The organism is Rhizobium sophoriradicis (assembly GCF_003939025.1).
Taxonomy (GTDB): Bacteria; Pseudomonadota; Alphaproteobacteria; order Rhizobiales; family Rhizobiaceae; genus Rhizobium; species Rhizobium sophoriradicis.
Map to the genome: position 1 here is coordinate 244,522 of NZ_RQIH01000001.1, position 20,366 is coordinate 264,887.

21 protein-coding genes are annotated in these 20,366 nt (G+C 62.0%); 9 read left to right on the forward strand and 12 right to left on the reverse strand.

What is annotated here, in order from left to right; translation table 11 throughout:
* The first annotated feature begins 4 nt into the window (after positions 1 to 4).
* The 3 genes from EFR00_RS01240 to EFR00_RS01250 are packed head-to-tail and all read left to right on the forward strand — an operon-like array spanning position 5 to position 2,658.
* A complete protein-coding gene (locus EFR00_RS01240; RefSeq protein WP_077994315.1) occupies positions 5 to 856 on the forward strand; it encodes an ABC transporter permease in 852 nt (283 codons plus the stop codon).
* A gap of 38 nt (positions 857 to 894) precedes the next feature.
* Entirely contained in the window at positions 895 to 1,878 is a 984-nt protein-coding gene (locus EFR00_RS01245; RefSeq protein ID WP_077994314.1) for an ABC transporter substrate-binding protein, read from the forward strand.
* 9 nt (positions 1,879 to 1,887) lie between these two features.
* Entirely contained in the window at positions 1,888 to 2,658 is a 771-nt protein-coding gene (locus EFR00_RS01250) for an ABC transporter ATP-binding protein (RefSeq protein ID WP_077994313.1), read from the forward strand.
* Positions 2,659 to 2,683: 25 nt separating this feature from the next.
* Here EFR00_RS01250 and EFR00_RS01255 read toward each other — a convergent pair whose 3' ends face one another.
* The 3 genes from EFR00_RS01255 to EFR00_RS01265 all read right to left on the reverse strand — a co-directional run bounded on the left by EFR00_RS01255 (position 2,684) and on the right by EFR00_RS01265 (position 5,256).
* Positions 2,684 to 3,106 (reverse strand): type II toxin-antitoxin system VapC family toxin, encoded by a 423-nt coding sequence (locus tag EFR00_RS01255; protein WP_077994312.1) that lies wholly within the window; start codon positions 3,104 to 3,106, stop codon positions 2,684 to 2,686.
* Positions 3,103 to 3,369, reverse strand: coding sequence for a type II toxin-antitoxin system Phd/YefM family antitoxin (locus tag EFR00_RS01260; RefSeq protein WP_077994308.1), 267 nt, complete (start codon positions 3,367 to 3,369; stop codon positions 3,103 to 3,105). The genes EFR00_RS01255 and EFR00_RS01260 overlap by 4 nt, the downstream gene beginning before the upstream one ends.
* A 75-nt stretch (positions 3,370 to 3,444) precedes the next feature.
* The gene (locus EFR00_RS01265) at positions 3,445 to 5,256 is read right to left on the reverse strand and encodes a chloride channel protein (protein ID WP_077994304.1); all 1,812 of its coding nucleotides are present in this window, start codon (positions 5,254 to 5,256) and stop codon (positions 3,445 to 3,447) included.
* Between the two features lie 206 nt (positions 5,257 to 5,462).
* Between EFR00_RS01265 and EFR00_RS01270 the strand changes: the two genes are divergently transcribed.
* Positions 5,463 to 5,891 (forward strand): MarR family winged helix-turn-helix transcriptional regulator, encoded by a 429-nt coding sequence (locus EFR00_RS01270; protein WP_040113053.1) that lies wholly within the window; start codon positions 5,463 to 5,465, stop codon positions 5,889 to 5,891.
* A gap of 28 nt (positions 5,892 to 5,919) precedes the next feature.
* On the opposite strand, the gene EFR00_RS01275 is transcribed toward EFR00_RS01270, so the two are convergent.
* The 8 genes from EFR00_RS01275 to EFR00_RS01310 form a co-directional block, all read right to left on the reverse strand.
* A complete protein-coding gene (locus EFR00_RS01275; RefSeq protein WP_077994290.1) occupies positions 5,920 to 6,708 on the reverse strand; it encodes an ABC transporter ATP-binding protein in 789 nt (262 codons plus the stop codon).
* Positions 6,705 to 7,757, reverse strand: a complete 1,053-nt coding sequence (locus EFR00_RS01280; protein WP_077994287.1) for a FecCD family ABC transporter permease — start codon at positions 7,755 to 7,757, stop codon at positions 6,705 to 6,707. The genes EFR00_RS01275 and EFR00_RS01280 overlap by 4 nt, the downstream gene beginning before the upstream one ends.
* A 69-nt stretch (positions 7,758 to 7,826) precedes the next feature.
* A complete protein-coding gene (locus tag EFR00_RS01285; protein ID WP_077994285.1) occupies positions 7,827 to 8,945 on the reverse strand; it encodes an ABC transporter substrate-binding protein in 1,119 nt (372 codons plus the stop codon).
* Between the two features lie 184 nt (positions 8,946 to 9,129).
* On the reverse strand, positions 9,130 to 10,038 hold the full coding sequence (locus EFR00_RS01290; RefSeq protein WP_077994283.1) for a homocysteine S-methyltransferase family protein: 909 nt from the start codon (positions 10,036 to 10,038) through the stop codon (positions 9,130 to 9,132).
* Between the two features lie 76 nt (positions 10,039 to 10,114).
* Positions 10,115 to 10,804 carry an ABC transporter permease gene (locus EFR00_RS01295; RefSeq protein WP_077994282.1) on the reverse strand — a complete coding sequence of 230 codons (690 nt, stop codon included), beginning with the start codon at positions 10,802 to 10,804 and terminating at the stop codon, positions 10,115 to 10,117.
* A 14-nt stretch (positions 10,805 to 10,818) separates the two neighbouring features.
* Entirely contained in the window at positions 10,819 to 11,544 is a 726-nt protein-coding gene (locus EFR00_RS01300) for an ABC transporter permease (RefSeq protein WP_077994281.1), read from the reverse strand.
* Positions 11,545 to 11,556: 12 nt separating this feature from the next.
* Entirely contained in the window at positions 11,557 to 12,330 is a 774-nt protein-coding gene (locus tag EFR00_RS01305; protein WP_077994279.1) for a transporter substrate-binding domain-containing protein, read from the reverse strand.
* 48 nt (positions 12,331 to 12,378) lie between these two features.
* Positions 12,379 to 13,158, reverse strand: coding sequence for an ABC transporter ATP-binding protein (locus tag EFR00_RS01310; RefSeq protein ID WP_077994277.1), 780 nt, complete (start codon positions 13,156 to 13,158; stop codon positions 12,379 to 12,381).
* Positions 13,159 to 13,291: 133 nt separating this feature from the next.
* Here EFR00_RS01310 and EFR00_RS01315 point away from each other — a divergent pair, with 133 nt between their 5' ends.
* From EFR00_RS01315 to mctP, 5 genes are all read left to right on the forward strand, one after another.
* Positions 13,292 to 13,780, forward strand: coding sequence for an Lrp/AsnC family transcriptional regulator (locus EFR00_RS01315; RefSeq protein ID WP_483475614.1), 489 nt, complete (start codon positions 13,292 to 13,294; stop codon positions 13,778 to 13,780).
* 86 nt (positions 13,781 to 13,866) lie between these two features.
* Positions 13,867 to 15,252, forward strand: coding sequence for a two-component system sensor histidine kinase MctS (gene mctS / locus EFR00_RS01320; protein ID WP_077994275.1), 1,386 nt, complete (start codon positions 13,867 to 13,869; stop codon positions 15,250 to 15,252).
* Complete coding sequence (gene mctR / locus EFR00_RS01325) at positions 15,249 to 15,920, forward strand: two-component system response regulator MctR (RefSeq protein WP_077994273.1); 672 nt, start codon at positions 15,249 to 15,251, stop codon at positions 15,918 to 15,920. The genes mctS and mctR overlap by 4 nt, the downstream gene beginning before the upstream one ends.
* A gap of 246 nt (positions 15,921 to 16,166) precedes the next feature.
* Entirely contained in the window at positions 16,167 to 16,364 is a 198-nt protein-coding gene (locus tag EFR00_RS01330) for a DUF3311 domain-containing protein (RefSeq protein ID WP_007539443.1), read from the forward strand.
* Complete coding sequence (gene mctP, locus EFR00_RS01335) at positions 16,354 to 17,829, forward strand: monocarboxylate uptake permease MctP (protein WP_077994270.1); 1,476 nt, start codon at positions 16,354 to 16,356, stop codon at positions 17,827 to 17,829. The genes EFR00_RS01330 and mctP overlap by 11 nt, the downstream gene beginning before the upstream one ends.
* Positions 17,830 to 17,898: 69 nt before the next feature.
* Here the strand turns inward: mctP and EFR00_RS01340 are convergent, their stop codons facing one another.
* Positions 17,899 to 19,866 (reverse strand): HAMP domain-containing methyl-accepting chemotaxis protein, encoded by a 1,968-nt coding sequence (locus EFR00_RS01340; protein WP_077994268.1) that lies wholly within the window; start codon positions 19,864 to 19,866, stop codon positions 17,899 to 17,901.
* Positions 19,867 to 20,366 lie beyond the last annotated feature (500 nt).

The following is a 20,366-nucleotide window of genomic DNA, read 5'->3' on the forward strand; positions in this document are numbered from 1 at the left end:
GTCCATGGCTTATGAAATCAATCAGGCTCTCCCAAGAAGCTTCGGCCGCCTGAAGAGCGGCGAAAGCATTACGCCGACTTTCGCGTCGCATGTGCGCGGTCTGCTCGCATCGCTTCTGCCGCGCTACGGTCTGCTCATCGCCTTCCTCGTGCTCTGGCAGGTGTCGAGCACCAGGGGCTGGATCAATCCCGCCATCTTCCCGCCGTTGAACGTGATCCTGTCGGCGCTCTGGACCAACCTTGCCAATGGCGCACTGCTCGATGACATCGCCATCAGCCTGCAGCGATCCGGCACCGCCTTTGCTTTCGCCGTCGTGGTCGGCATTCCGCTCGGCCTGTTCATGGGCCAGTTTCGGGCGGTCGAACAGGCGCTCGATCCGATCCTGCAGCTCTTCCGCCAGACCTCGGCGCTGGCGCTCTATCCGGTCTTCATCCTGCTGCTTGGCCTCGGCGAAACGTCGAAGATCTTCGTGATCTTCTGGGCGACGCTGTTCCCGGTGCTGCTCGCCACGATCGGCGGCGTCAAGGAGGTGGACAAGAAGCTCATCGAGATGGCGCGGACCTATGGCGCCGGATCGCTGACCGTCTTCCGCCGCGTCATCCTGCCGGCCTCCGTTCCTGCGATCTTCGTCGGCCTGCGTCTCTCGGCGACGACCGCACTTCTGCTGCTGATCGCCGCCGAGATGATCGGCGCCAACAAGGGCATCGGATTCCAGGTCATGAACGCCCAGTACAATTTCCAGATCCCGCTGATGTTTGCGGCGATCCTGCTGCTCGCCTTCCTCGGGCTTGCCGCCAATGCCCTGCTCGTTCTCCTGCAGCGCCGCCTCTGCCGCTGGTCGCAGCCGAACGCCTGATCTTTTCCTCCGATTTTCCTCTTCCGAAAGGACTTTCCATGACCTTCCATCCCCGCAACCTTCTCCTGCCGGCCGTGATCGCGCTCGGTCTTGCCACGCCGGCCGCCGCCACCGACACGGTGAAACTGCGCTACCTCGCGAGCCAAGGCGGCCTTGCCGCCCATGAACTCGCCGAAGAGCTCGGCTATTTCAAAGACACCGGCATCACCTTTGAGAATGTCGGCTATGCCCAGGGCGGCCCGGCCTCTCTCATCGCTCTCGCATCCGGGGACGTGGAGATCGGCAGCGCCGCCACCTCCGCCGTGCTGAATTCGATCATCGGCGGCAATGATTTCGTCGCCGCTTATCCATCGAACGGCATCAATGACGAAGTGCAGTCGACCTTCTACGTGCTGGAAGACAGCCCGATCAAAAGCATCAAGGACATTGCCGGCAAGAGCATCGCCGTCAACACGCTCGGCGCCCATCTCGATTACACCATCCGCGAAGCCCTGCATTCCGTTGGCCTGCCGAGTGATTCCGCCAACCAGGTCGTCGTTCCTGGGCCGCAGCTCGAGCAGGTGCTGCGCTCCAAGCAGGTCGATATCGCCGCTTTCGGCTACTGGCAGACGACCTTCGAGGGTGCGGCGCTGAAGAACGGCGGCCTGCGCGCGGTCTTCGACGATACCGACGTGCTCGGCGACATCGCCGGCGGCTTCGTGGTCCTGCGCCGTGATTTCATTCAGCAGCATCCCGAGGCTGCAAAGATCTTCGTCGAGCAATCGGCCCGTGCCCTCGATTATGCCAGCGAACATCCCGAGGAGACCAAGAAGATCCTGGCCAAGGCACTCAGCGAGCGGGGCGAGAACCCTGATATCGCGCAGTATTTCCGGGGCTACGGCGTGCGCGCCGGCGGCCTGCCAGTCGAGCGCGACATCCAGTTCTGGATCGACGTCCTGGTTCGCGAAGGCAAGCTGAAGCAGGGCCAGCTGGCGGCCAAGGACATCATCTTCACCGCCGACGCCAAGCCGGCAAGCAACTGAGGAACTGCAATGAGCCTCGCCCAGGACATTCGCCGCGGAGAGGTGACGATCCGTCACCTCTCAAAATCCTACAAGCTAAACGGCAGCCATCTGCAGGTTTTGAAAGATATCAACCTCCACATCCGCTCCGGTGAAAGCCTCGCCATCGTCGGCGCCAGCGGATCGGGCAAGACGACCTTGCTCCGGGTACTGGCCGGTCTCGAAGAGTCCGATACCGGTGAGGTAATCGTCGACGGCAAGGCAATCCGCGGCGTCGGCGCGGAACGCGCCGTCATCTTCCAGGAGCCGCGCCTTCTTCCCTGGCTCGACGTCCTCGGCAACGTCGCCTTCGGGCTGGAAACGAGAGGTCTCACCCGCGAGCAGGCGAGGGCGCGTGCGCGCCATTACGTCAAGCTCGTCGGCCTGCAGCAATTCGAGGCGGCCTATCCAAGGCAACTGTCCGGCGGCATGGCGCAGCGCGTCGGCATCGCCCGGGCGCTTGCCGTCCAGCCGGAAATCCTGCTGATCGACGAACCGCTCGGCGCGCTCGATGCGATGACCAAGATCGGCATGCAGCAGGAGCTCGCCCGCATCTGGCGCGACGAGGATGTGACGACCATTCTCGTCACGCACGATCTCGAGGAGGCGATCTATCTCGCCGACCGGATTCTGATCCTGCCGCGGGAAAAGGGAGGCGAGCCGCGCCTGATCGACATCGATCTGCCGCGCCCGCGCGACCGCAGCGCCCCGGAATTCGTCCGGCACCGCGAGGAGTTGCTCAACCTGTTCGGGCTGCATTGAAGGCTGCGCCGCAGCCTTCGCGGGGCTATGCGATCCAGGGATCGATGAGTTCGATCCCGAACCCCTCGAAATCCCTGGTGTTGCGCGTGGCGAGAGTGAGATCGTGAGCAACCGCGGTTGCAGCGATCAGTCCATCCATCGACGACAGGCCGCGGCCGCTCCGCTTCGCGCGGCCCATAAGGTCCCCCCAGGCTAAGGCAACCCGCTCATCCACCGGGATAATACGGCGCTCGAAGCGTAGCGGCAGGTCCCGGGCAAGCCATTCGGCCAGCGCGTCGCGTTTCCGTCCGTTGTCCATCAAGGCAACACCGCGCCGGATCTCCGCGACCGACACGATGCTGATGAAGGAGCGATCCTCATCCAGCTTATCCAGCCAAGCCAAGACGCGCATGTCGGGGTTCGGCTTCGTCACCTCCGACAGCACGTTGGTGTCCAGCAGAAGCCTCACAGTTCGGGATCACGCGGTTCGTCGCGTTGACGCTCGATATCCAGATCGGCGCCACGCAGCGGCGAACTCATCAGGAATTCGGCAAGCGTACCCTTGCGCGCAGTCTTGCGCTGCCACTCCTCGGCGGAGACGACGACGACGCTCGGCTTGCCGTTCCGGGTAATCGTTTGCGGCGCGGATTGCGCGCGTTCGATAACCTCGGAAAGCTTTGCCTTTGCGCTGGCGACGGTCCAGCTTTCATCGCCTTGCCGTGATGGCTCCATTGCGCAACTCCATGACCAGAATGACCATGATGACTATATAAGCCGAAGCTACAAACCTGGCAAGCGGCGCGGCTATTACGGTTTGCTTCTCGCTCCTGCGGTCAGATAGGGCCGCCGGTCCAGTTCCGCGGACCTCGAGGAACTGCGCAGCCGCAGCAGATCTTTTCGGGCGATCAGGCCGCGCAGTCTGCCCGATGCCGGATCGACGATCGGAATACGGCCGTTATCCGTCGACAGCATCAGATCGGCAATGAATGCGACCGTATCGTCAGGATGCCCGACGGGAACGGAATCATCCGTTACGGTTTCGCCAAGCGTCTGGGCCGCGAGGTCGGGCTTGCCCTGCCAGAGCAGGGCATCGGCTCGCGAGACGATGCCGGCGAGCTTGCCCGCAGCATCGACCAGCGGATAGATCCGGTGCGTCTTCTGCTGCGAGGCGAAGAAATCGCAGGCTTCTCCGACCGTCATGGTAACGGGAAGCGTATCGACCTCGCTGATCATGATTTCCCTTGCCCGGGAAAGCTCGAACGGATCGACGCCGTATTCGCGGGTGATGTGCTGCCCGCGGCGCGCGATCTTCTCGGTGAGGATCGAGCGGCGCAGCAGCAGCACCGTGACGGCATAGGCGACCACGGTTGCGGCGAGCAGGGGAACGAGCGTGCTGACGTCGCCGGTGATCTCCATCGCGAAGAAGGTTCCCGTCAGCGGCGCGCGCATTGTTCCGCCCATCATCGCCGCCATGCCGAGCAGTGCAAAGAAGCCGGGATCATTGCCAGGCATAATCAGCCCGACCAGCCATCCGAGCGCGCCGCCGAAGATGAGAAGGGGGGCGAGCACGCCGCCTGAGGTTCCCGACGAGAGGGCAAACAGCCAGATGACGGTTTTCACCAAGAGGATCGACATGACTGCCGGCGCGAGCAGCCGGTTGTTGAGCAGGCCATCGATAATGTCGTAACCGACGCCCATGGCCCGCGGCTCGATCAGGCCGCCGAGACCGATGACGAGACCGCCGAGCATCGGCCACCACATCCAGTGGATCGGCAGCGCCTCGAACAGATCCTCGATCTTATAGAGCAGCGTCGTCAACAATCCCGATTGCAGCCCCGATATGATGCCCAGCGCCGCACAGGCGAAAATCCCCCACCACGGCAAATCAACCTGAAAATGGATCGGGAACAGCGGGCCGGTGCCGAAAAGCAGGGGACGCCAGCAGATCGACACACAAGCGGCGACAGCGACGGGAATGAAGCTGCGCGGCTTCCATTCGAACAGCAGCAGTTCGACCGCCAGCATGACCGCGGCGATCGGCGAGCCGAAGATCGCCGTCATGCCGGCGGCGGCACCCGCGACGAGCAGCGTCTTGCGCTCGGCCGCGCTCATGTGAAAGAACTGAGCAAAGAGCGAGCCGATCGCCCCACCGGTCATGATGATCGGCCCCTCGGCGCCGAACGGGCCGCCCGTTCCGATCGAGATCGCCGATGACAGCGGCTTGAGGACTGCGACCTTCGGCGACATCCGGCTGCCGCCGATCAGGATGGCTTCGATCGCCTCGGGAATGCCGTGGCCGCGGATTTTTTCCGACCCGTAGCGGGCGATCAGGCCGATGACCAGCCCGCCGAGCGGCGGCACCAGCACCATCCACAGCGACCGCGGCACTGATGCCAGAGAGTTAGGCTGAATGCCGATCTGCCCGAACCAGATGACATTGGTCACCAGCGCGATCAGGCTGACGAGACACCAGGCCGCAAACGCACCTGATGTGCCGATAATGATGGACATTCCGATCAGCAGGAGCACCCGCCTGTCGGTGGTGAAATCGCCGGCCTCGCGCCGGGAAAGACCGCCGGTGAAATCATGCGGGCGGTTGCTTGGTTGCTGCTGCGCCATGGAAGCCTCTGGTATGCGGAAATGGGTCTGCTCGTGTGGCGTCATTATATCGTGATACGATATAAATCAATGGACGAAAGCGAGAAGACGAAAATCTGTCGGAAGATGCCTCACTTGACCGGCTGGCGGCCGTGCATCTATTCGAGATCGGCAATAGCGCACGCATGGATCGCCTCCTGCGAACCAAGCGGCAGAGGAGAATGACTGTGAAGAAAATCCCGCCGCCGCTGAGACAGGAGGATTACGAGGCGCTCGCCGACCTCAGGTTCGCGCTTCGCCAGTTCATGGACTTCAGCGCCTCAGCCGCCCAGTCGGAAGGACTGCCCGTGCAGCAGCATCAGGCGCTGCTGGCGATCAAGGGACAACGCGGCGGCGAAGCCATGACCATCGGGATGCTGGCCGAGCGGCTGATCATCGCGCCGCACACGGCGACCGAACTCGTCGGACGGCTGTCGGACGCAGGGCTGGTCGAGCGCCATGCCGATCCTACTGACAGGCGTCGCCAGACGATCCTCCTGACAGAGAAGGCGGATAAGCTTCTGATGAGGCTGAGCGCCGTCCATCTTTCAGAAATCAGGGTGATGGCGCCGAAGTTGATCGAGCTTCTGCTCGAACTTCAAAAAACGGCAAAATGAACTGCCGCGTTGGTCGTCAGCATCACTCTCACGCGTTTTCGGCGACCAGCGGCTGAATGACGGGCTGGCCGCGCCGATCGCGCAGAACTTCGACATTCACGCTGTAAGTCTGTGCGATCAGTGACGGTGTGACGATCGATTGCGGGTGACCGCTTGCCTTCATCGTTCCCTCAGCGATCACCAGCAGATTGTCGGCATACTGGCAGGCCAGGTTGAGATCGTGCAGCACCACCATGGTGATCCAGCCATTGGCGCGCGTTTCCCGGCGCACCAGGTCGAGCAGGGCAAGCTGATGCTTCAAATCAAGCGCGCTGACTGGCTCGTCCAGCAGCATGACTTTCGGCGCGCGCATCAGCACCTGGGCAAACAGCGCCATCTGCCTTTGTCCGCCGCTCAGCGACGCGATGTTGCGGCCGGCGAGATGGTCGATGCCGGTCTGTGAAAGCCGCGTCATCGCCATTTCGAGCGTTTCGTCATCAATGTGCAGCGACAGCCGGCCAAGGCGGCCTAGAACTACGACCTCGAGAACGGTGAGCGCAATATCCGTGGCGGTGTCCTGCGGCATATAGGCAAAGCTCTCACGCCACGATTTCAGCGCCCGCGCGCCTGTGCGTCCGGCGGAAAGACTGTGCCCGCCGAGCGTGAGCCTGCCTTCGGCAAGCGGCAGATCGCCGAAGAGGGCGCGCAGAAGCGTGGTCTTACCCGTGCCATTGGGACCGATGACGGCATGGATCTTTCCAGCTTCCAGGCAGGCGTCGATACCGGAGACAATTCTCTGCCCGCCGCGTTCGATGGCGATGTTTTCGAGGCGGATCATACGCCGGACCTCTTCGGCGCGAAGATCAACCACAGCAGGAACGGCACGCCGACAATGGCGGTGACGATGCCGACGGGAAACAGCGCGCCGGGGATGATCGACTTCGACACGACGGAGGCGGCCGACAGCATCAGCGCGCCGCTGACGACGGACATCGGCAGGAAGAAGCGCTGATCCTCGCCGACCGTCATGCGGGCGATGTGCGGGGCAACGAGGCCGATGAAGCCGATCACGCCGACGAAACTCGTGGCGGTCGCCGTCATCACCGCGATGATGACGAGGACTTTCATGCGCAAGAGCCGCACGTTGACGCCGAGGCTTGCGGCCCGCATCTCCCCCATGCGCAAGGCCGCGATTTTCCAGGAATCCGCCATCAGCATGGCGCAACAGACGAGGGTGACAGCCGCGGTCAGGCCAAGCGTCGGCCAGGTCGCTTTCGTCAGGCTGCCGAACAGCCAGAACAATATCTGCTGCGACAGCTCCGGCGAGGACAGAAATTGGATGAGCGACAGCAGCGACTGGAACAAGAATAGCAGAGCGATGCCGCCGAGAATGATGGTTTCCGCCGTCATGCGGCGCATCGATGCCAGCGTGAAGAGAAAGAGCGCCGCCAACATGGAAAAGACGAAAGCGCCGAGCGGCACGGCGATCATCGCATCGAGGCCGAAACCGCCGAGCGCCAGCACCAGCGCCGCCCCGAACCCCGCCGCAGCCGCCATGCCGAGGGTATAGGGGCTTGCCATCGGATTGTTGAGAAGCGTCTGCATCTGCGCGCCTCCGGCCCCGAGTGCTGCGCCGACGGCAAGCGCCATCAGCGCCATGGGCAGGCGCAGGCCGCGAACGATGGCGTCAGTCATGGCCGCGCGCTCGCCGAGACCTGTGAGCGAACGCACCACTTCCACTGGCGACAGCAGCGACGGGCCTGTCGCGATATCGAGAACGAGGCAAACCACCATCAGAGCCACGAAAATCAGAAGACTGCGCCAGCGCCTGCGTTCGCGCAGGCGGTGCGCGCCGATCGCTTCGGCATTGCGGGCGGTCACTGTCATCCAAACACCCATTTCAACGGAAAACGAGCGCCATGGAACATGGCGCTCGCAAAGAAGGACCGACCAGGATCAACCCTTGACGGCGATGGCGAAAGTGCCTTCGGGAACCACCGGCAGATACTTCTTGTAATAGCCGAGGTAGTTGGCAACCGGGTCGACGTCTTTGAACTGCTCGGGATAGAGCTGCTTGGCGATATACTGCACCATTGCAAAATCCGAGAGCGTGCGGGAGGCGCCCTGATAAACGCCGAAGAGCTGGCCGTGCTTGACGGCCGGCAGTTCGCTCCAGCCCTGGCGGGTTTCGAAAGCCTTGAGCTTTTCGCGGGCTTCGTCGGCCTTCACACCCTGTCCCATCGGGAGAGCGGTCTCGCTCTTGTTGTTCTCGCGGCCGGAAATGAAGATGGCATCCGGCTTGGACGCCAGCACCTGCTCCGGATTGATCGGCCCCCACCACTCCACGAAGGGCGCTGCGATATTGTCGCCGCCGGCCGCCGTGGACATGGCGCCCCACATGTTCTTGCCGTAGGTGAAGGAATATTCCGCTGGCCCCTTATTGCCGAATTCGACATAGACCTTTGGCTTCGGCTTGCCCGATGCGGCCACACGGACGGCGATGTCCTTCAGCGCGCCGGCGTAGCAATCGGCGATCTCCTTGCCGCGCGTATCCTGGCCGGTCAGCTGCCCGAACAGCACGGTCGAGGCGACATGGCGCTCGACGGTTTGGGCGTTGTAGTCGACGACAACGACAGGAATTCCCTGCTCTTCGAGACGATGGGCGTCCTGGCCGAGCGCCTGGTACTGCCAGTCGGCCAGGATGACCAGGTCGGGATTAAGGCTCAGCACCTTTTCGATGGAAAAAGTCTGGGCTTCTACTTCGCCGACATCGGCAATGTCGCCAAGCGAGGGGTGGTGGGCAAGATGCATCTTCCAGTTCGCGGGAACCCAGCCCTCCCATGCCTCGCGTGAAATCCCGACGACGGAATCATAGGCCTTCTCGCCGCCAACGGCCATGTAATCCTCGAAATAGAAGCCGAGGACGACGCGCTCGGCCGGAAGGTCGACCTTCACCTGGCGGCCGATCACATCGGTGATCGTTTTCTGCTCTGCGATGGCAGAGGACGCGGAGAAAACAGCGGAAATAGAAATAAACGAGGCAGCCAGCCAGCTGGCCACGGATCTGAAATTCATGACAACCTTCCAACAGTTAAATACGAGGTCGGGTTATAAAAGATGATCAATCAAATCAAGTTATTTATCGACAGGCTCTCTCACCGGCAAAGCCTAAGTTTCGGCGGTAGAAATAACGGCGCACCGCATCCCGATCGATCGGAGAGAGCGGCGGCATGAACGACCGCCGCCACTCTCCGCGGCTTCAGCGCAAAAGCGTCTTGCCCAAGCGATGGATATGGGCGGCACCGATGCCGCAGCAGCCGCCGATAATCGTCGCGCCAGCCTCGGCCCAGGAGCAGGCAAAACGCGAATAGACGTCGTCGTTCAGGTCGCCGCGGGTCTCGTGCAGGCCTTCATTGGCGGCCGACTCGCCCTGTTCCCCTTCGAAGGCATTGGCATAGACGCCGATTTCGATCGGGGCGTCCGTCTTGCGGAACACCCGCGCTGCCGTCTCCACAGCTGTCCGCATGACCTCGGGCTTGCTGCAGTTGAACAGGAGGGCCTCCGTACCCGATGACACCGCCCAGGCCGCCGCCGCCTCGACGCTTTCGCCGGAACGAAGCTTCGGCTCGCCGCTTTTGATATCCGCTTCGTCATCGGCCAGCGTGAAGGAAATCCAGAAGGGTTTGCCCGATGCCGCCACCGCCTCGCGCACGGCGTCGCCCTCGGCGATCAGGCTCAACGTCTCGCCGAGCCATATGTCGACGAAGGGGGCGAGGTTTTCGACAAGCACCCTGAGATAATGCTGCACCCGCGCAGGCTGAAAATTCTGCGGCTCGTAGGAGCCGAAGATCGGCGGCAGCGAACCGGCGACCAGCACCTTGCGATCAGTAACGGAATCGGCCGTCTCGCGCGCCAGGCGGCCGGCAAGACGGATCAGCGCTGCACCCTCCTTCTGAAACCGGTCCTCGCCGATATGGAAGGGCACCAGCGCATAGCTATTGGCCGTGATGACCTCAGAGCCGGCATCGATGAACTCCTTATGCACCTCGCGGACGATATCCGGCGAATCGATCAGCGCCAGCGCCGACCATTCCGGCTGCTTCAATTCGGCGCCGAGCCGCAACAGCTCGCGGCTCATGCCGCCATCGAGGATTCGTATCGTGCTCATGAAGAGATCTCCATTCAGGCTGTCGCGCCGTTGCCGGCGGCGGGCTTTAAAAACAAAGTGAGAAACGTCCGTCCGCCTAACGCCGCACCGGCACCTGCGCTTCGAGACCTCGAAAGACGCGGGCGATGACTGCGGTCAGGGCCAGATAGAAGAGGGTGACGACAAGCAGCGGCTCATAGACCAGCAGCGTGTCCTGGCGAACCTTGTTGGCTACGGCATAGAGATCCATCACCGTCACCGTGAAGGCAAGCGGCGTCGCCTTCAGCTGCATGACGATCTCTCCGGCGATCGTCGGCAGCGCAATGCGGATGGCGCGCGGCAGCCAGATCCGATGGGTCAGCTTCCACGGCGACAGGCCGAAGGCTCGCCCGGCTTCGAGCTCACCCTTGGGAACGGCAAGCAGCGCGCCGCGCAGGACCTCTGCCTCGTAAGCCGCATAATTCAGCGTGAAGCTGACCGCGGCGAAGAAGAAGCCTTCGCGCAGGATCGGCCAGAACAGGGTCTGGCGGATGCCGGGGACCATCGGCAGCAGCGAGCCGACGCCGTAATAGAGAAGCCACAGCTGAATCAACAGCGGCGTGCCACGGAAAAAGGTGCAGTAGCCGCGGGCAAGCAGCCGCGTCAGCCTGCCACCGCTGACCTGTGCGAAGGCCAGACCGATGGCGATGAGAAAACCAAATATGACGGAAATGACAAGCAGCGACACGGTCTGCCAGGCGCCGGTCAGAAGCAGCGGCCAATAGGAAGAGATCCAGGTGAAACTCATAGGGCGCGGCTTTCTCAGGCGAGACGCGGCTGTCCGCGCCGCACCCGTCCTTCGATCAGCTTGAAAGCGACGTTGGAGACGAGCGTGATGGCGAGGTAGAGAAGGGCGGAAGCGAGGAAAAACACGAAGTAGTGTTTGGTGCTCGCCCCGGCGAGGCGGGTGGCGAGCGCCAGTTCCTGGTAGCCGACGACCGCCACCAGCGCGCTGTCCTTGGTGACCGACATCCACAGATTGGCCATCCCCGGCAGCGCGTTCGGCAACAGCGCCGGCAGCAAGACGCGGCGAAATCGCAGCGCCGGCCCCATGCCGAAAGCTTTGGCGGCTTCGATCTGACCGGTGGGAATGGCAAGGATCGCGCCGCGCAGCACTTCCGTCATATAGGCGCCCTGCACGAAGCCGAGCACGGCGACGGCCGCGACGAAGCCGTTCACTTCGATCGGCGGCAGCTCCATCGCCGCCAGCAGCCGGTTGAGGCCGTCGGTGCCGGCATAATAGAGGCCGACGATTAGGATCAGCTCGGGAACTGCGCGAATGACAGTGGTGTAGAGATCGAGCATCAGGCGGAGCGCGCGATTGGCCGAGAGCTTTCCAAGCGCGCCGCCGGTGCCGAGCAAAATTCCGACAGCGAAGGCGCAAGCCGAGATGGCGACCGTGGAGACCGCGCCTGCCAAAAGAACGCCGCCCCATCCCGGAGGATAGGGAGACAGCAGATCCAGAATGCCTTGTTGCGCGGTTGCCATCGCCGAGACTGCTTACTTCGCGCCGTAGATGTCGAAGTCGAAATATTTCTTGGTGATCGCGCCATACTGGCCGTTGGCGCGAACCGCAGCGATCGCCGCATTCAGCTTGGCTTTCAGCTCCGTGTCTTCCTTGCGCAGACCGCCCGAAACGCCGGCGCCGAGAATTTCCTTGTCGTCGGCGACATCTCCCATCTTGGCGCAGCAATCCTTGCCGCCATCGCTCTTCAGGAAGGCGTCGAGCGCCAGGGAATCGCCGAAGACGTAGTCGATACGGCCGGAGGCCAGATCCTGGAAGGCCTCGTCGAGCGTCTGGTAGGTCTTTTCGTCGGCCGCCTCGGCAAAGTATTTCTTGTAATATTCGGACTGGATCGTCGACACCTGGATGCCGATGGTCTTGCCCTTCACATCCTCGGCAGTGGCGCCCGGCTTCTGGTCCTTGGGACCGATCAGCGTGCTCGGGGTGTTGTAGTACTTGTCGGTGAAGTCGATCACCTTCGAGCGTTCCGCCGTGTTCGACATCGACGACCAGATCACGTCGAATTTCTTGCTCTCAAGAGCCGGAATGAGACCATCCCAGGAAATGTCGACGATTGAGCATTTCTCCTTCATCTCCGCACAAACGGCGTTCATCAGGTCGATTTCCCAGCCGTGCCACTCACCCGAGGCGTCCTTGGCGAAGAACGGCGGATAGGATTCATTCATGACGCCAAAGCGGACTTCGGCCTGTGCGGCAACCGCAGAAAGCGCAAGTGCCGCGCCGGCAAAAAGCGTGGGGAGCAGTTTCATTCGCAGGTATCTCCTGGTTCGAGTGTTGTCGATGATGGCTGATGTGGATCAATGGGCGCTGAGACGGGTGAATTCCCGGCAGCGGGCGCTGACCGGCGCCCCGAAAACCTGTTCCGGCGGCCCTTCCTCCTCGATCCGTCCTTGATGCAGGAAGAGGACGCGGCTCGAAACATCCCGGGCGAAACGCATTTCATGCGTGACGATCAGCATGGTCCGGCCTTCTTCGGCGAGATCGCGGATGACCTTGAGGACCTCACCGACCAGCTCCGGATCGAGCGCCGATGTCGGCTCGTCGAAAAGCATGACGGCGGGATCGACGCAAAGTGCCCTCGCAATTGCCGCGCGCTGCTGCTGACCGCCGGAGAGGAAGGCGGGATAGGCGTCGCGCTTGTCGAAGAGCCCGACCTTGTGGAGCAGAGATTCCGCCTTTTCGATCGCCTCGCGCTTTGAAATGCCCATGACATGCACCGGCGCCTCGATGACGTTTTCCAGCACGGTGCGATGCGCCCAGAGATTGAAACTCTGAAACACCATCCCCAGTCCGGTCCGCAGCCGTTCGATCTGCCGCCAGCTGTGCGGCTGCAGCCGCCCGCCGCGGCCGGCCTTCAGCGCGACTTCCTCGCCGTTCACGGCAATGCGGCCGCGATCCGGCGTTTCCAGGAAATTGATGCATCGGAGGAACGTGCTCTTGCCGGAGCCCGACGAACCGATGATCGAAATCACGTCCGACTTGTGGGCCTCCGTCGAGATACCTTTCAGAACCTGTTGCGAGCCGAAGCTTTTATAGAGATCTTCGACGCGAAGAGCAGGAGAGGGCTGATCCGACATGCATAGTTCCGGCTGAATTCAATCTGCGAAGGATAATGATAAAAGAACGCGGTTTTTTCGCGCAATTTCCATCTCTTTTGCATATTATGAGCAAAATAATGTTTTCAACGCTGCGAATGTGGCGCAACGCTTGCTGTGGCAAGGATCGGACTGGACCATGGAGCAACTGGATCGTTTTGACCGCGACATTCTCGATATCGTTCAGCGCGATTGCCAGTTGAAAGCTGAAACGATCGCCGAACGGGTCGGACTGTCGGTCTCCGCCGTGCAGCGGCGGTTGAAGCGGCTGCGCGAGGAGGGGATCATCAAGGCGGAGGTGGCCGTACTGGATCGCAAGGCGACGCCGACATCGATGGTCTTCATCGTCGGCATGGAGATCGAGCGCGACAATTACGACGCGCTGGCGAAATTCCGCCTTTGGGCGGAGAAGCAGGATCATATTCAGCAAGTCTATTACGTCACAGGCGCCGTCGATCTGATCGCGATCGTCACCGCCCGCGACGTCGAGCATTATGACGACATCGCCGCCCTGATCATGGCCGACAATCCGCAGATCCGCCGCATGCATACCAATGTCGTGCTGCGTGACGTCAAGCTCGGCCTGTTCGTGCCAGTGGAATAGCGCTTGCCGGCCAACACCGACAAGCCGCTGGACACGCATTCGGCAAAGCGCATAATTCCGGCGCGCATCCCGGGGAGGACCGATCGTTGACGTTACGACACCAGATCATCGCATTGGCGATCGTCCCCCTCGTCATCTCGATCCTCGCGATCACCACCTTCATCACCTGGCAATCGGCAAATCTCGCCAAGAACAGCATCGAGACGTTCGAGCAGAACATGCTGAAGACGAGGGAAGCCGAGATCCTCAATCTGACCAATCTTGCCCTATCGGCCATCCAGACGATCTACGACAAGGCCGGCCCCGACGACGAAGCCGCCAAACAGCAGGTGGCTAGTATTCTGACCTCGCTCGACTACGGCAAGGACGGCTATTTCTTCGTCTACGATTATGACGGAAACAATATCGTTCATCCGCGCCAGAGCTTCCGGCATGGACAAAACTGGCTCGACCTGACGGATCCCGATGGCGACAAGGTGATTGCCGAGCTGATCGCCACCGCAAAGGCGGGCGGCGGCCTGCACCAGTACAAATGGCAGAAACCTTCCACCGGACAGATCGCCGACAAGCTCTCCTTCGTCGTCAGTCTCGACAAATGGCACTGGGTGGTGGGAACCGGCGTTTATCTGGACGACGTCTTCGCCCAAAGTGCGGCCGCCAACAAGGTGATGCGCGCCAATATCAGACGGACCTTCGTCATCGTCGCGCTGATCGCCGTGCCCGCAGTGCTCGTCGTTTTCACCACCTGCATGCTGCTGACATTCCACGAACGCCGCATGGCCGACAGCCGGCTCAAGGAGCTGACGCAGCGGGTCATCGACACCCAGGAAGAGGAGCGCACCCGGCTGGCGCGCGAGCTGCATGACGGCATCTCCCAGACCCTTCTCGGCGTGCGCTATGCGATGGATCTCGCCGGCCGCAAGGTCAGGACCAATGTCGACGAGGCGGCACTGACCATCGAGCGCGGCGTCGAGGCGCTGAACGGCGCCATCAAGGAAATCCGGCTGCTCTCGCATGATCTGCGCCCGCGCGTGCTCGACGATCTCGGCCTGACGGCGGCGCTGGAGGCACTGTGCCATCACTTTGCCGAACGGACGGGGATCGAGACGACGATCGACGCCTCGGGCTTTGCCGGCATGCTGAAGGCGGAAGCCAGCACCGCCCTTTATCGCGTCGCCCAGGAGGCCTTCAACAATGTCGAACGGCATTCGGGCGCCTCGAAGCTTTCGGTCAAGCTCTGGAATGACGGCGGCCGCGCCCGAATGACCATCTCCGACAACGGCACCGGCTTCGATGGCGCTAGGGATGGCGCGTCCGGCGGCTCGGGCCTCGGCCTGCGCAACATGCAGGAGCGGATGGCGCACTTCCGGGGCCTGCTTCTCATCAACAGCAGCGAGGCGGGCACGACGCTGACGGCGATGATGCCGAGATCGGCCAATCTTGCCCCTGGCAAGCAGGCGCAAGCCGCATGACGGAACGCCCGAAAATCAAGGTACTCCTGATCGACAACCATCCGCTGGTGCTGGACGGATTGAAAGCCGTGCTCGAAACATTCGATCATATCGAGGTCGCCGGCACCGCGGGCTTGGCGCAAACCGGGCTCGATATCGCCCGGCAGATCCAGCCGCAGGTGGTGCTGATGGACATCAACATGCCCAAGCTCAGCGGCATCGATGCGATCGAACTGTTCAGGAGCGAACTTCCTGAGACCCGCGTCGTGATGCTTTCCATGCATGACAGCCGGGAATATATCTCCTCCTCGGTCATGCGCGGCGCCGCCGGTTATGTTCTGAAAGACGTCTCCACAGAGGAGATCGTCGCGGCGATCGAAACCGTCGCGGATGGCGGCACCTATTTCTCCTCGGGCGTCTTCGACGCGCTGATGGGGGAACGGGGGGAGGAGGGGAGCAACCCCTTGACGCCGCGCGAACGCGATATCCTCGGGCTGATCGTTGCCGGGCGGAGCAACCGCGAGATCGCCGAAGTGCTCGGGATAAGCTCTGCCACGGCGGAAACCCATCGCAAGAACCTCAAGAAGAAACTTGGCATCCCCACCACCGCAGGCCTCATTCGCTACGCGCTCGATCACGGCATCGCCTCGAAAATCGACGCAAATTCGCGCCTACCCACTTCTGGGTAGAGCCCGGCATTTCAGCTCTGCGCCCATCTTGTGAGGATAAAACCGACGCCCTAGGACTCCATTCGCGGCTTGCCAAGTGCCAGCCGTTGGGAGGAATTCACATGCGTTACATCAGCTTCCGATCCGCCGGAAAAGCTCGAGCGACCCGAACCGGGCCTGCTGCCGCCGCCGGCTGACAGACCTGCCTTCCACGCCGACAACTGGAACATGGCGACCGCTATTGCGGCGCCTGAAAGGTACTCCGACATGGAAAAACCACGTAGCAAGGCAGCGCTATGGCTGCTGATCATTCCGTACATAGGTCTGCTCTGGCCGCCATTCTACAATCTCCGCGAGCCGTCGCTTTTCGGCTTCCCCTTCTTCTACTGGTATCAGCTTCTCTGGGTGCCGATCACGGCGACGCTGACCTGGATTGCCTATCGGAGCGTTCGCCATGACGACTGACATCAACGGCACGGCGCTCGCCGTCTTCATCTTCTTCTTCGCCCTCGTCACCGTCATGGGTTTCGTCGCCAGCCGCTGGCGCAAGCCCGAGACGCTCGCCCATATCGATGAATGGGGTCTCGGCGGGCGAAACTTCGGCACCTGGATCACCTGGTTCCTCGTCGGCGGCGACTTCTATACCGCCTATACAGTCATCGCCGTTCCGGCGCTGGTCTATACCGTCGGCGCCTACGGTTTCTTCGCGCTGCCCTATACGATTGTCGTCTATCCCTTCGTCTTCATGGTCATGCCGATCCTGTGGAAACGCGCCAAGGATTTCGGCTATGTCACAGCCGCCGACGTCGTTCACGGCCAATACGGATCGCGCGGTCTCGAGCTCGCCGTCGCGGCGACGGGCGTCATCGCCACCATGCCTTACATTGCCCTCCAGCTCGTCGGCATGACGGCGGTCTTGAAGGCACTCGGATTGCACGGCGAGCTGCCGCTGGCGATCGCCTTCATCGTGCTGGCGCTCTACACCTATTCGGCGGGCCTGCGCGCCCCGGCTCTGATCGCCTTTGTCAAGGACATCATGATTTATATTGTGGTGATCGCAGCGGTCGCGCTTATCCCGTCGAAGCTCGGCGGCTACGCCAATGTCTTCGCATCGGCTGACGCGGCCTTCCAGGCCAAGGGTTCCGGCAACCTGCTGCTCGGCGGCAATCAGTATGTCGCCTATGCCACGCTCGCTTTCGGTTCGGCGCTCGCGGCCTTCATGTATCCGCATACGCTGACCGGCATCTTTGCCTCCAACAGCGGCAAGACGATCCGCAAGAATGCGATCATGCTGCCCGCCTATACGCTGCTGCTCGGCCTTCTGGCGCTGCTCGGCTATATGGGCCATGCCGCCAACCTGAAGCTCGACAGTGCCAATGACGTCGTTCCGACCCTGTTCAAGACGCTGTTTTCGGGCTGGTTCTCGGGCTTCGCCTTTGCGGCGATCGCGATCGGCGCACTGGTGCCGGCGGCGGTGATGAGCATCGGCGCGGCCAACCTCTTCACCCGCAATTTCTGGAAGGCCTATGTCGACCCCAAGGTCAGCGATGCGGGCGAAGCCAAGGTCGCGAAGGTGACGTCGCTGGTGGTGAAGGTCGGCGCGTTGCTCGTCATCATCTTCCTGCCGACGCAGTTCGCACTCGACCTGCAGCTGCTCGGCGGCATCTGGATCCTGCAGACGCTGCCGGCTCTGGTCTTCGGTCTCTATACCAACTGGTTCCGCGCACCCGGTCTGCTTGCCGGCTGGTTCGTCGGCTTCTGCGGCGGCACCTACCTCGTCTGGGATGCCGGCTGGAAGCCGCTGCATCTGATCAGCCTCGGCGGTGAACCCTTCACCGTCTATACCGGGCTGCTGGCGCTTGCGGCAAACATCGCCGTTGCGGTCGTGGTCAACGCCCTGCTTCCGGCCAAGGTCCCGGCTCGGGCGTAAGATAAGAACAGGAAGGGCAGCAAACGCTGCCCTTCGCTACTTTATTTTTTCAGCAGAACCCTCTGTGGTTTAAAACTCTTCCCAATCGCCGGCCAATGCCGCGTTCCCCTGGGTCGCATTCCCCTGGAACGACCTACCGACCTTGGCGATCATCTGGCGCGCCGGCGAAGCCACGGGCTGAGCATGCTGCGCGGGAGCAGGCTGCGATATGCGCCTCGATGCCACCGCCCCGCCAATGTTGAACTGGCCCAGGAGCTGGAACAGCGCGTCGGCTTCCTTGGCGAGCTTGTGAGCGGCGGCTGTGGCTTCTTCGACCATGGCGGCGTTCTGCTGGGTGCCCTGGTCCATCCTGTTGACGGCGGTATTGATTTCCTTCAGCCCCGTCGCCTGCTCCTGCGAGGCGCCGACAATGGCGCCGACGTTGCCGTCGACCTGCTGCACCTGTACCGCAATCTCCTGCAGGGCCTTTCCGGTTTCGCCAACCAGCGCGACGCCGTTTTTGACATGGCCGTTCGAAGCGTTGATCAGCTCCTTGATTTCCTTTGCCGCCTTAGCGGAACGCTGCGCCAGTTCGCGCACTTCCTGGGCAACAACGGCAAAGCCCTTTCCGGCTTCACCGGCGCGGGCAGCCTCGACGCCGGCGTTCAGCGCCAGCAGGTTGGTCTGGAAGGCGATCTCGTCGATGACGCCGATGATGCTGCCGATCTCGGTGGCGGAGGATTCGATCTTGCCCATGGCATCGACTGCGTCACGGACAACGCCGCCCGAGCGTTCCGCATTGTCTTTCGTCTTGCGGACGAGCTGGCCTGCCTCCTGAGCCCTGTTGCTGGAGTCGGCGACGGTGGTGGTGATCTCTTCCAGGGCAGCGGCGGTCTCCTCGACGGAGGCGGCCTGCTGCTCGGTCCGCTTGGCGAGATCGTCCGAAGCGGAGCGGATCTCCTGTGCGCCGGCCGCAATCGCGCTGGCGTTCTCGGCAACCTTCTGCATGGCGGCACGGAGCTTTTCGACCGCGGAATTGAAGTCGGCTCTGAGTTTTTCCAGGGACGGGATGAACGGCGTGCCGATCTGCTGCGTGAGGTCGCCATCGGCCAACGCCTGCAGTGCACTGCCCAACTGGCCGACCGCCCGGTCCGTCTGCTCGGCAAGGGAGCGGCGTTCGTCGGCATCCTGTTCGAGCCGGTGACGTTCCGCCACCGCCCGCTTGCTTTCCGCATCGGCCTCCCGTTCGGCCTTTGCTGAAATCGCGTCGCGCAAGCCGGCTACGGCGCGGGCGAGCCTGCCGATCTCGTCGCCGCGGGCTTCGAGACGACCGTCGCCGTGGAGAGTGCCTTCCGCCATCGCCTTCAGCGAAAGCTGGAGCTTTGCCAGCGGGCCGACGATCGTACGGGATGTTACGGCGGCAGCGACGACCGAAAGAAGAGCCGCAATGCCGAGCGCGGTCAGCACTATCGGCTTGAAGCCGCTCGCCGAGCTACGAACCTCGCCGCCGATCGATTTGTCCAGTGCTTCCTGGTAGTCGATGAATTTATTGATGGCACCGAGCCACTCCACGAAGGCAGGCCGGGCCTGTTCGAGCAGGATCTTGCGGGCCGCTTCGGTATCGCCCTTCACCTGCAGCGCGATGATTTCCGCAACCAGAGGATTGGTTTTCGCCTGGATGTTGGCGATCTGGTTCAAAATGGCCTTTTCCTGATCCGTCGCACCGGCCGGAGATGCAACCATGTCGGCCATGCGCTTTTCATTCTCGGCATAAGTGGCCGCCAGCTTTTCGATCAGTGTCTCGGCCGCCTTGCGTTCGTCCGCCGAGTTCACCAGGGTCACGTCGCGGATGGCGATCGCCCGATCGTGCACGCTGCCGCGATAGTTGATGGCAAACCGCTGCTTGACGCTGTTGACGTCGTTGATCGTTTCAAGATTGCTGTTGATCAACCCAACCTCTAGAACCGAATAGATGGTCAGACCGGCCATCAGCAGAATCAGGAAGCTAAAGCCGAGGGTGAGACGCACCGCGATCCCAAAACTCTTAATGCTGTTCATTGGCACTCTCCATCGTTGGCGAGGTTTGTCAAAAGTGGCTGGGGCACCAGGATCGATCGACACATCTCATTATGTGTGCGGTCTCGATCCGTTCCCCGAATGCGCGCGGCCGCGGCTCGTCGCGCCGGACATGCCGCGTCGCATGCACGCTGCTTACCCGGAGCGGCCGAAGCCAGTGCTCCGAGACGCGGAAGCGCACGTGAAGAAACAACCTTGATTTCATGCAAGATTTCGGATGCCGGCCCGCCATCATGGCGTAGGTGACGATCCTGAGAACGTCGTTCCGATATCCCAAAAATCTAGGGGTATATATTTTAGAGAGTGTAAACGGAGCCCACGGAGAGCCAGTATGTTGCTCTTTTCGTAAATTTGTGAGCATTTTTTGCACGGACGCCACGCGGGAAGAGTATGCTAAGTTGTTTTGCAGAAACCGCCGATATCTGCTGTTGTAAATCCGGCGCTCATCTCTTTCGGCGCCTTGCACTCGGACAATGATCTGA

Excerpts from the sequence above, each read along its gene's own strand:
- EFR00_RS01285 (WP_077994285.1), bottom strand. The coding sequence starts at position 8,945 with ATGAATTTCAGATCCGTGGCCAGCTGGCTGGCTGCCTCGTTTATTTCT.
- EFR00_RS01340 (WP_077994268.1), bottom strand. The coding sequence starts at position 19,866 with ATGAACAGCATTAAGAGTTTTGGGATCGCGGTGCGTCTCACCCTCGGC.
- mctR (WP_077994273.1), top strand. The coding sequence starts at position 15,249 with ATGACGGAACGCCCGAAAATCAAGGTACTCCTGATCGACAACCATCCG.
- EFR00_RS01305 (WP_077994279.1), bottom strand. The coding sequence starts at position 12,330 with ATGAAACTGCTCCCCACGCTTTTTGCCGGCGCGGCACTTGCGCTTTCT.
- EFR00_RS01260 (WP_077994308.1), bottom strand. The coding sequence starts at position 3,369 with ATGGAGCCATCACGGCAAGGCGATGAAAGCTGGACCGTCGCCAGCGCA.
- EFR00_RS01330 (WP_007539443.1), top strand. The coding sequence starts at position 16,167 with ATGGAAAAACCACGTAGCAAGGCAGCGCTATGGCTGCTGATCATTCCG.
- EFR00_RS01275 (WP_077994290.1), bottom strand. The coding sequence starts at position 6,708 with ATGATCCGCCTCGAAAACATCGCCATCGAACGCGGCGGGCAGAGAATT.
- EFR00_RS01280 (WP_077994287.1), bottom strand. The coding sequence starts at position 7,757 with ATGACAGTGACCGCCCGCAATGCCGAAGCGATCGGCGCGCACCGCCTG.
- EFR00_RS01295 (WP_077994282.1), bottom strand. The coding sequence starts at position 10,804 with ATGAGTTTCACCTGGATCTCTTCCTATTGGCCGCTGCTTCTGACCGGC.
- EFR00_RS01300 (WP_077994281.1), bottom strand. The coding sequence starts at position 11,544 with ATGGCAACCGCGCAACAAGGCATTCTGGATCTGCTGTCTCCCTATCCT.
- EFR00_RS01265 (WP_077994304.1), bottom strand. The coding sequence starts at position 5,256 with ATGGCGCAGCAGCAACCAAGCAACCGCCCGCATGATTTCACCGGCGGT.
- EFR00_RS01245 (WP_077994314.1), top strand. The coding sequence starts at position 895 with ATGACCTTCCATCCCCGCAACCTTCTCCTGCCGGCCGTGATCGCGCTC.
- mctP (WP_077994270.1), top strand. The coding sequence starts at position 16,354 with ATGACGACTGACATCAACGGCACGGCGCTCGCCGTCTTCATCTTCTTC.
- EFR00_RS01290 (WP_077994283.1), bottom strand. The coding sequence starts at position 10,038 with ATGAGCACGATACGAATCCTCGATGGCGGCATGAGCCGCGAGCTGTTG.
- EFR00_RS01240 (WP_077994315.1), top strand. The coding sequence starts at position 5 with ATGGCTTATGAAATCAATCAGGCTCTCCCAAGAAGCTTCGGCCGCCTG.
- EFR00_RS01310 (WP_077994277.1), bottom strand. The coding sequence starts at position 13,158 with ATGTCGGATCAGCCCTCTCCTGCTCTTCGCGTCGAAGATCTCTATAAA.
- EFR00_RS01250 (WP_077994313.1), top strand. The coding sequence starts at position 1,888 with ATGAGCCTCGCCCAGGACATTCGCCGCGGAGAGGTGACGATCCGTCAC.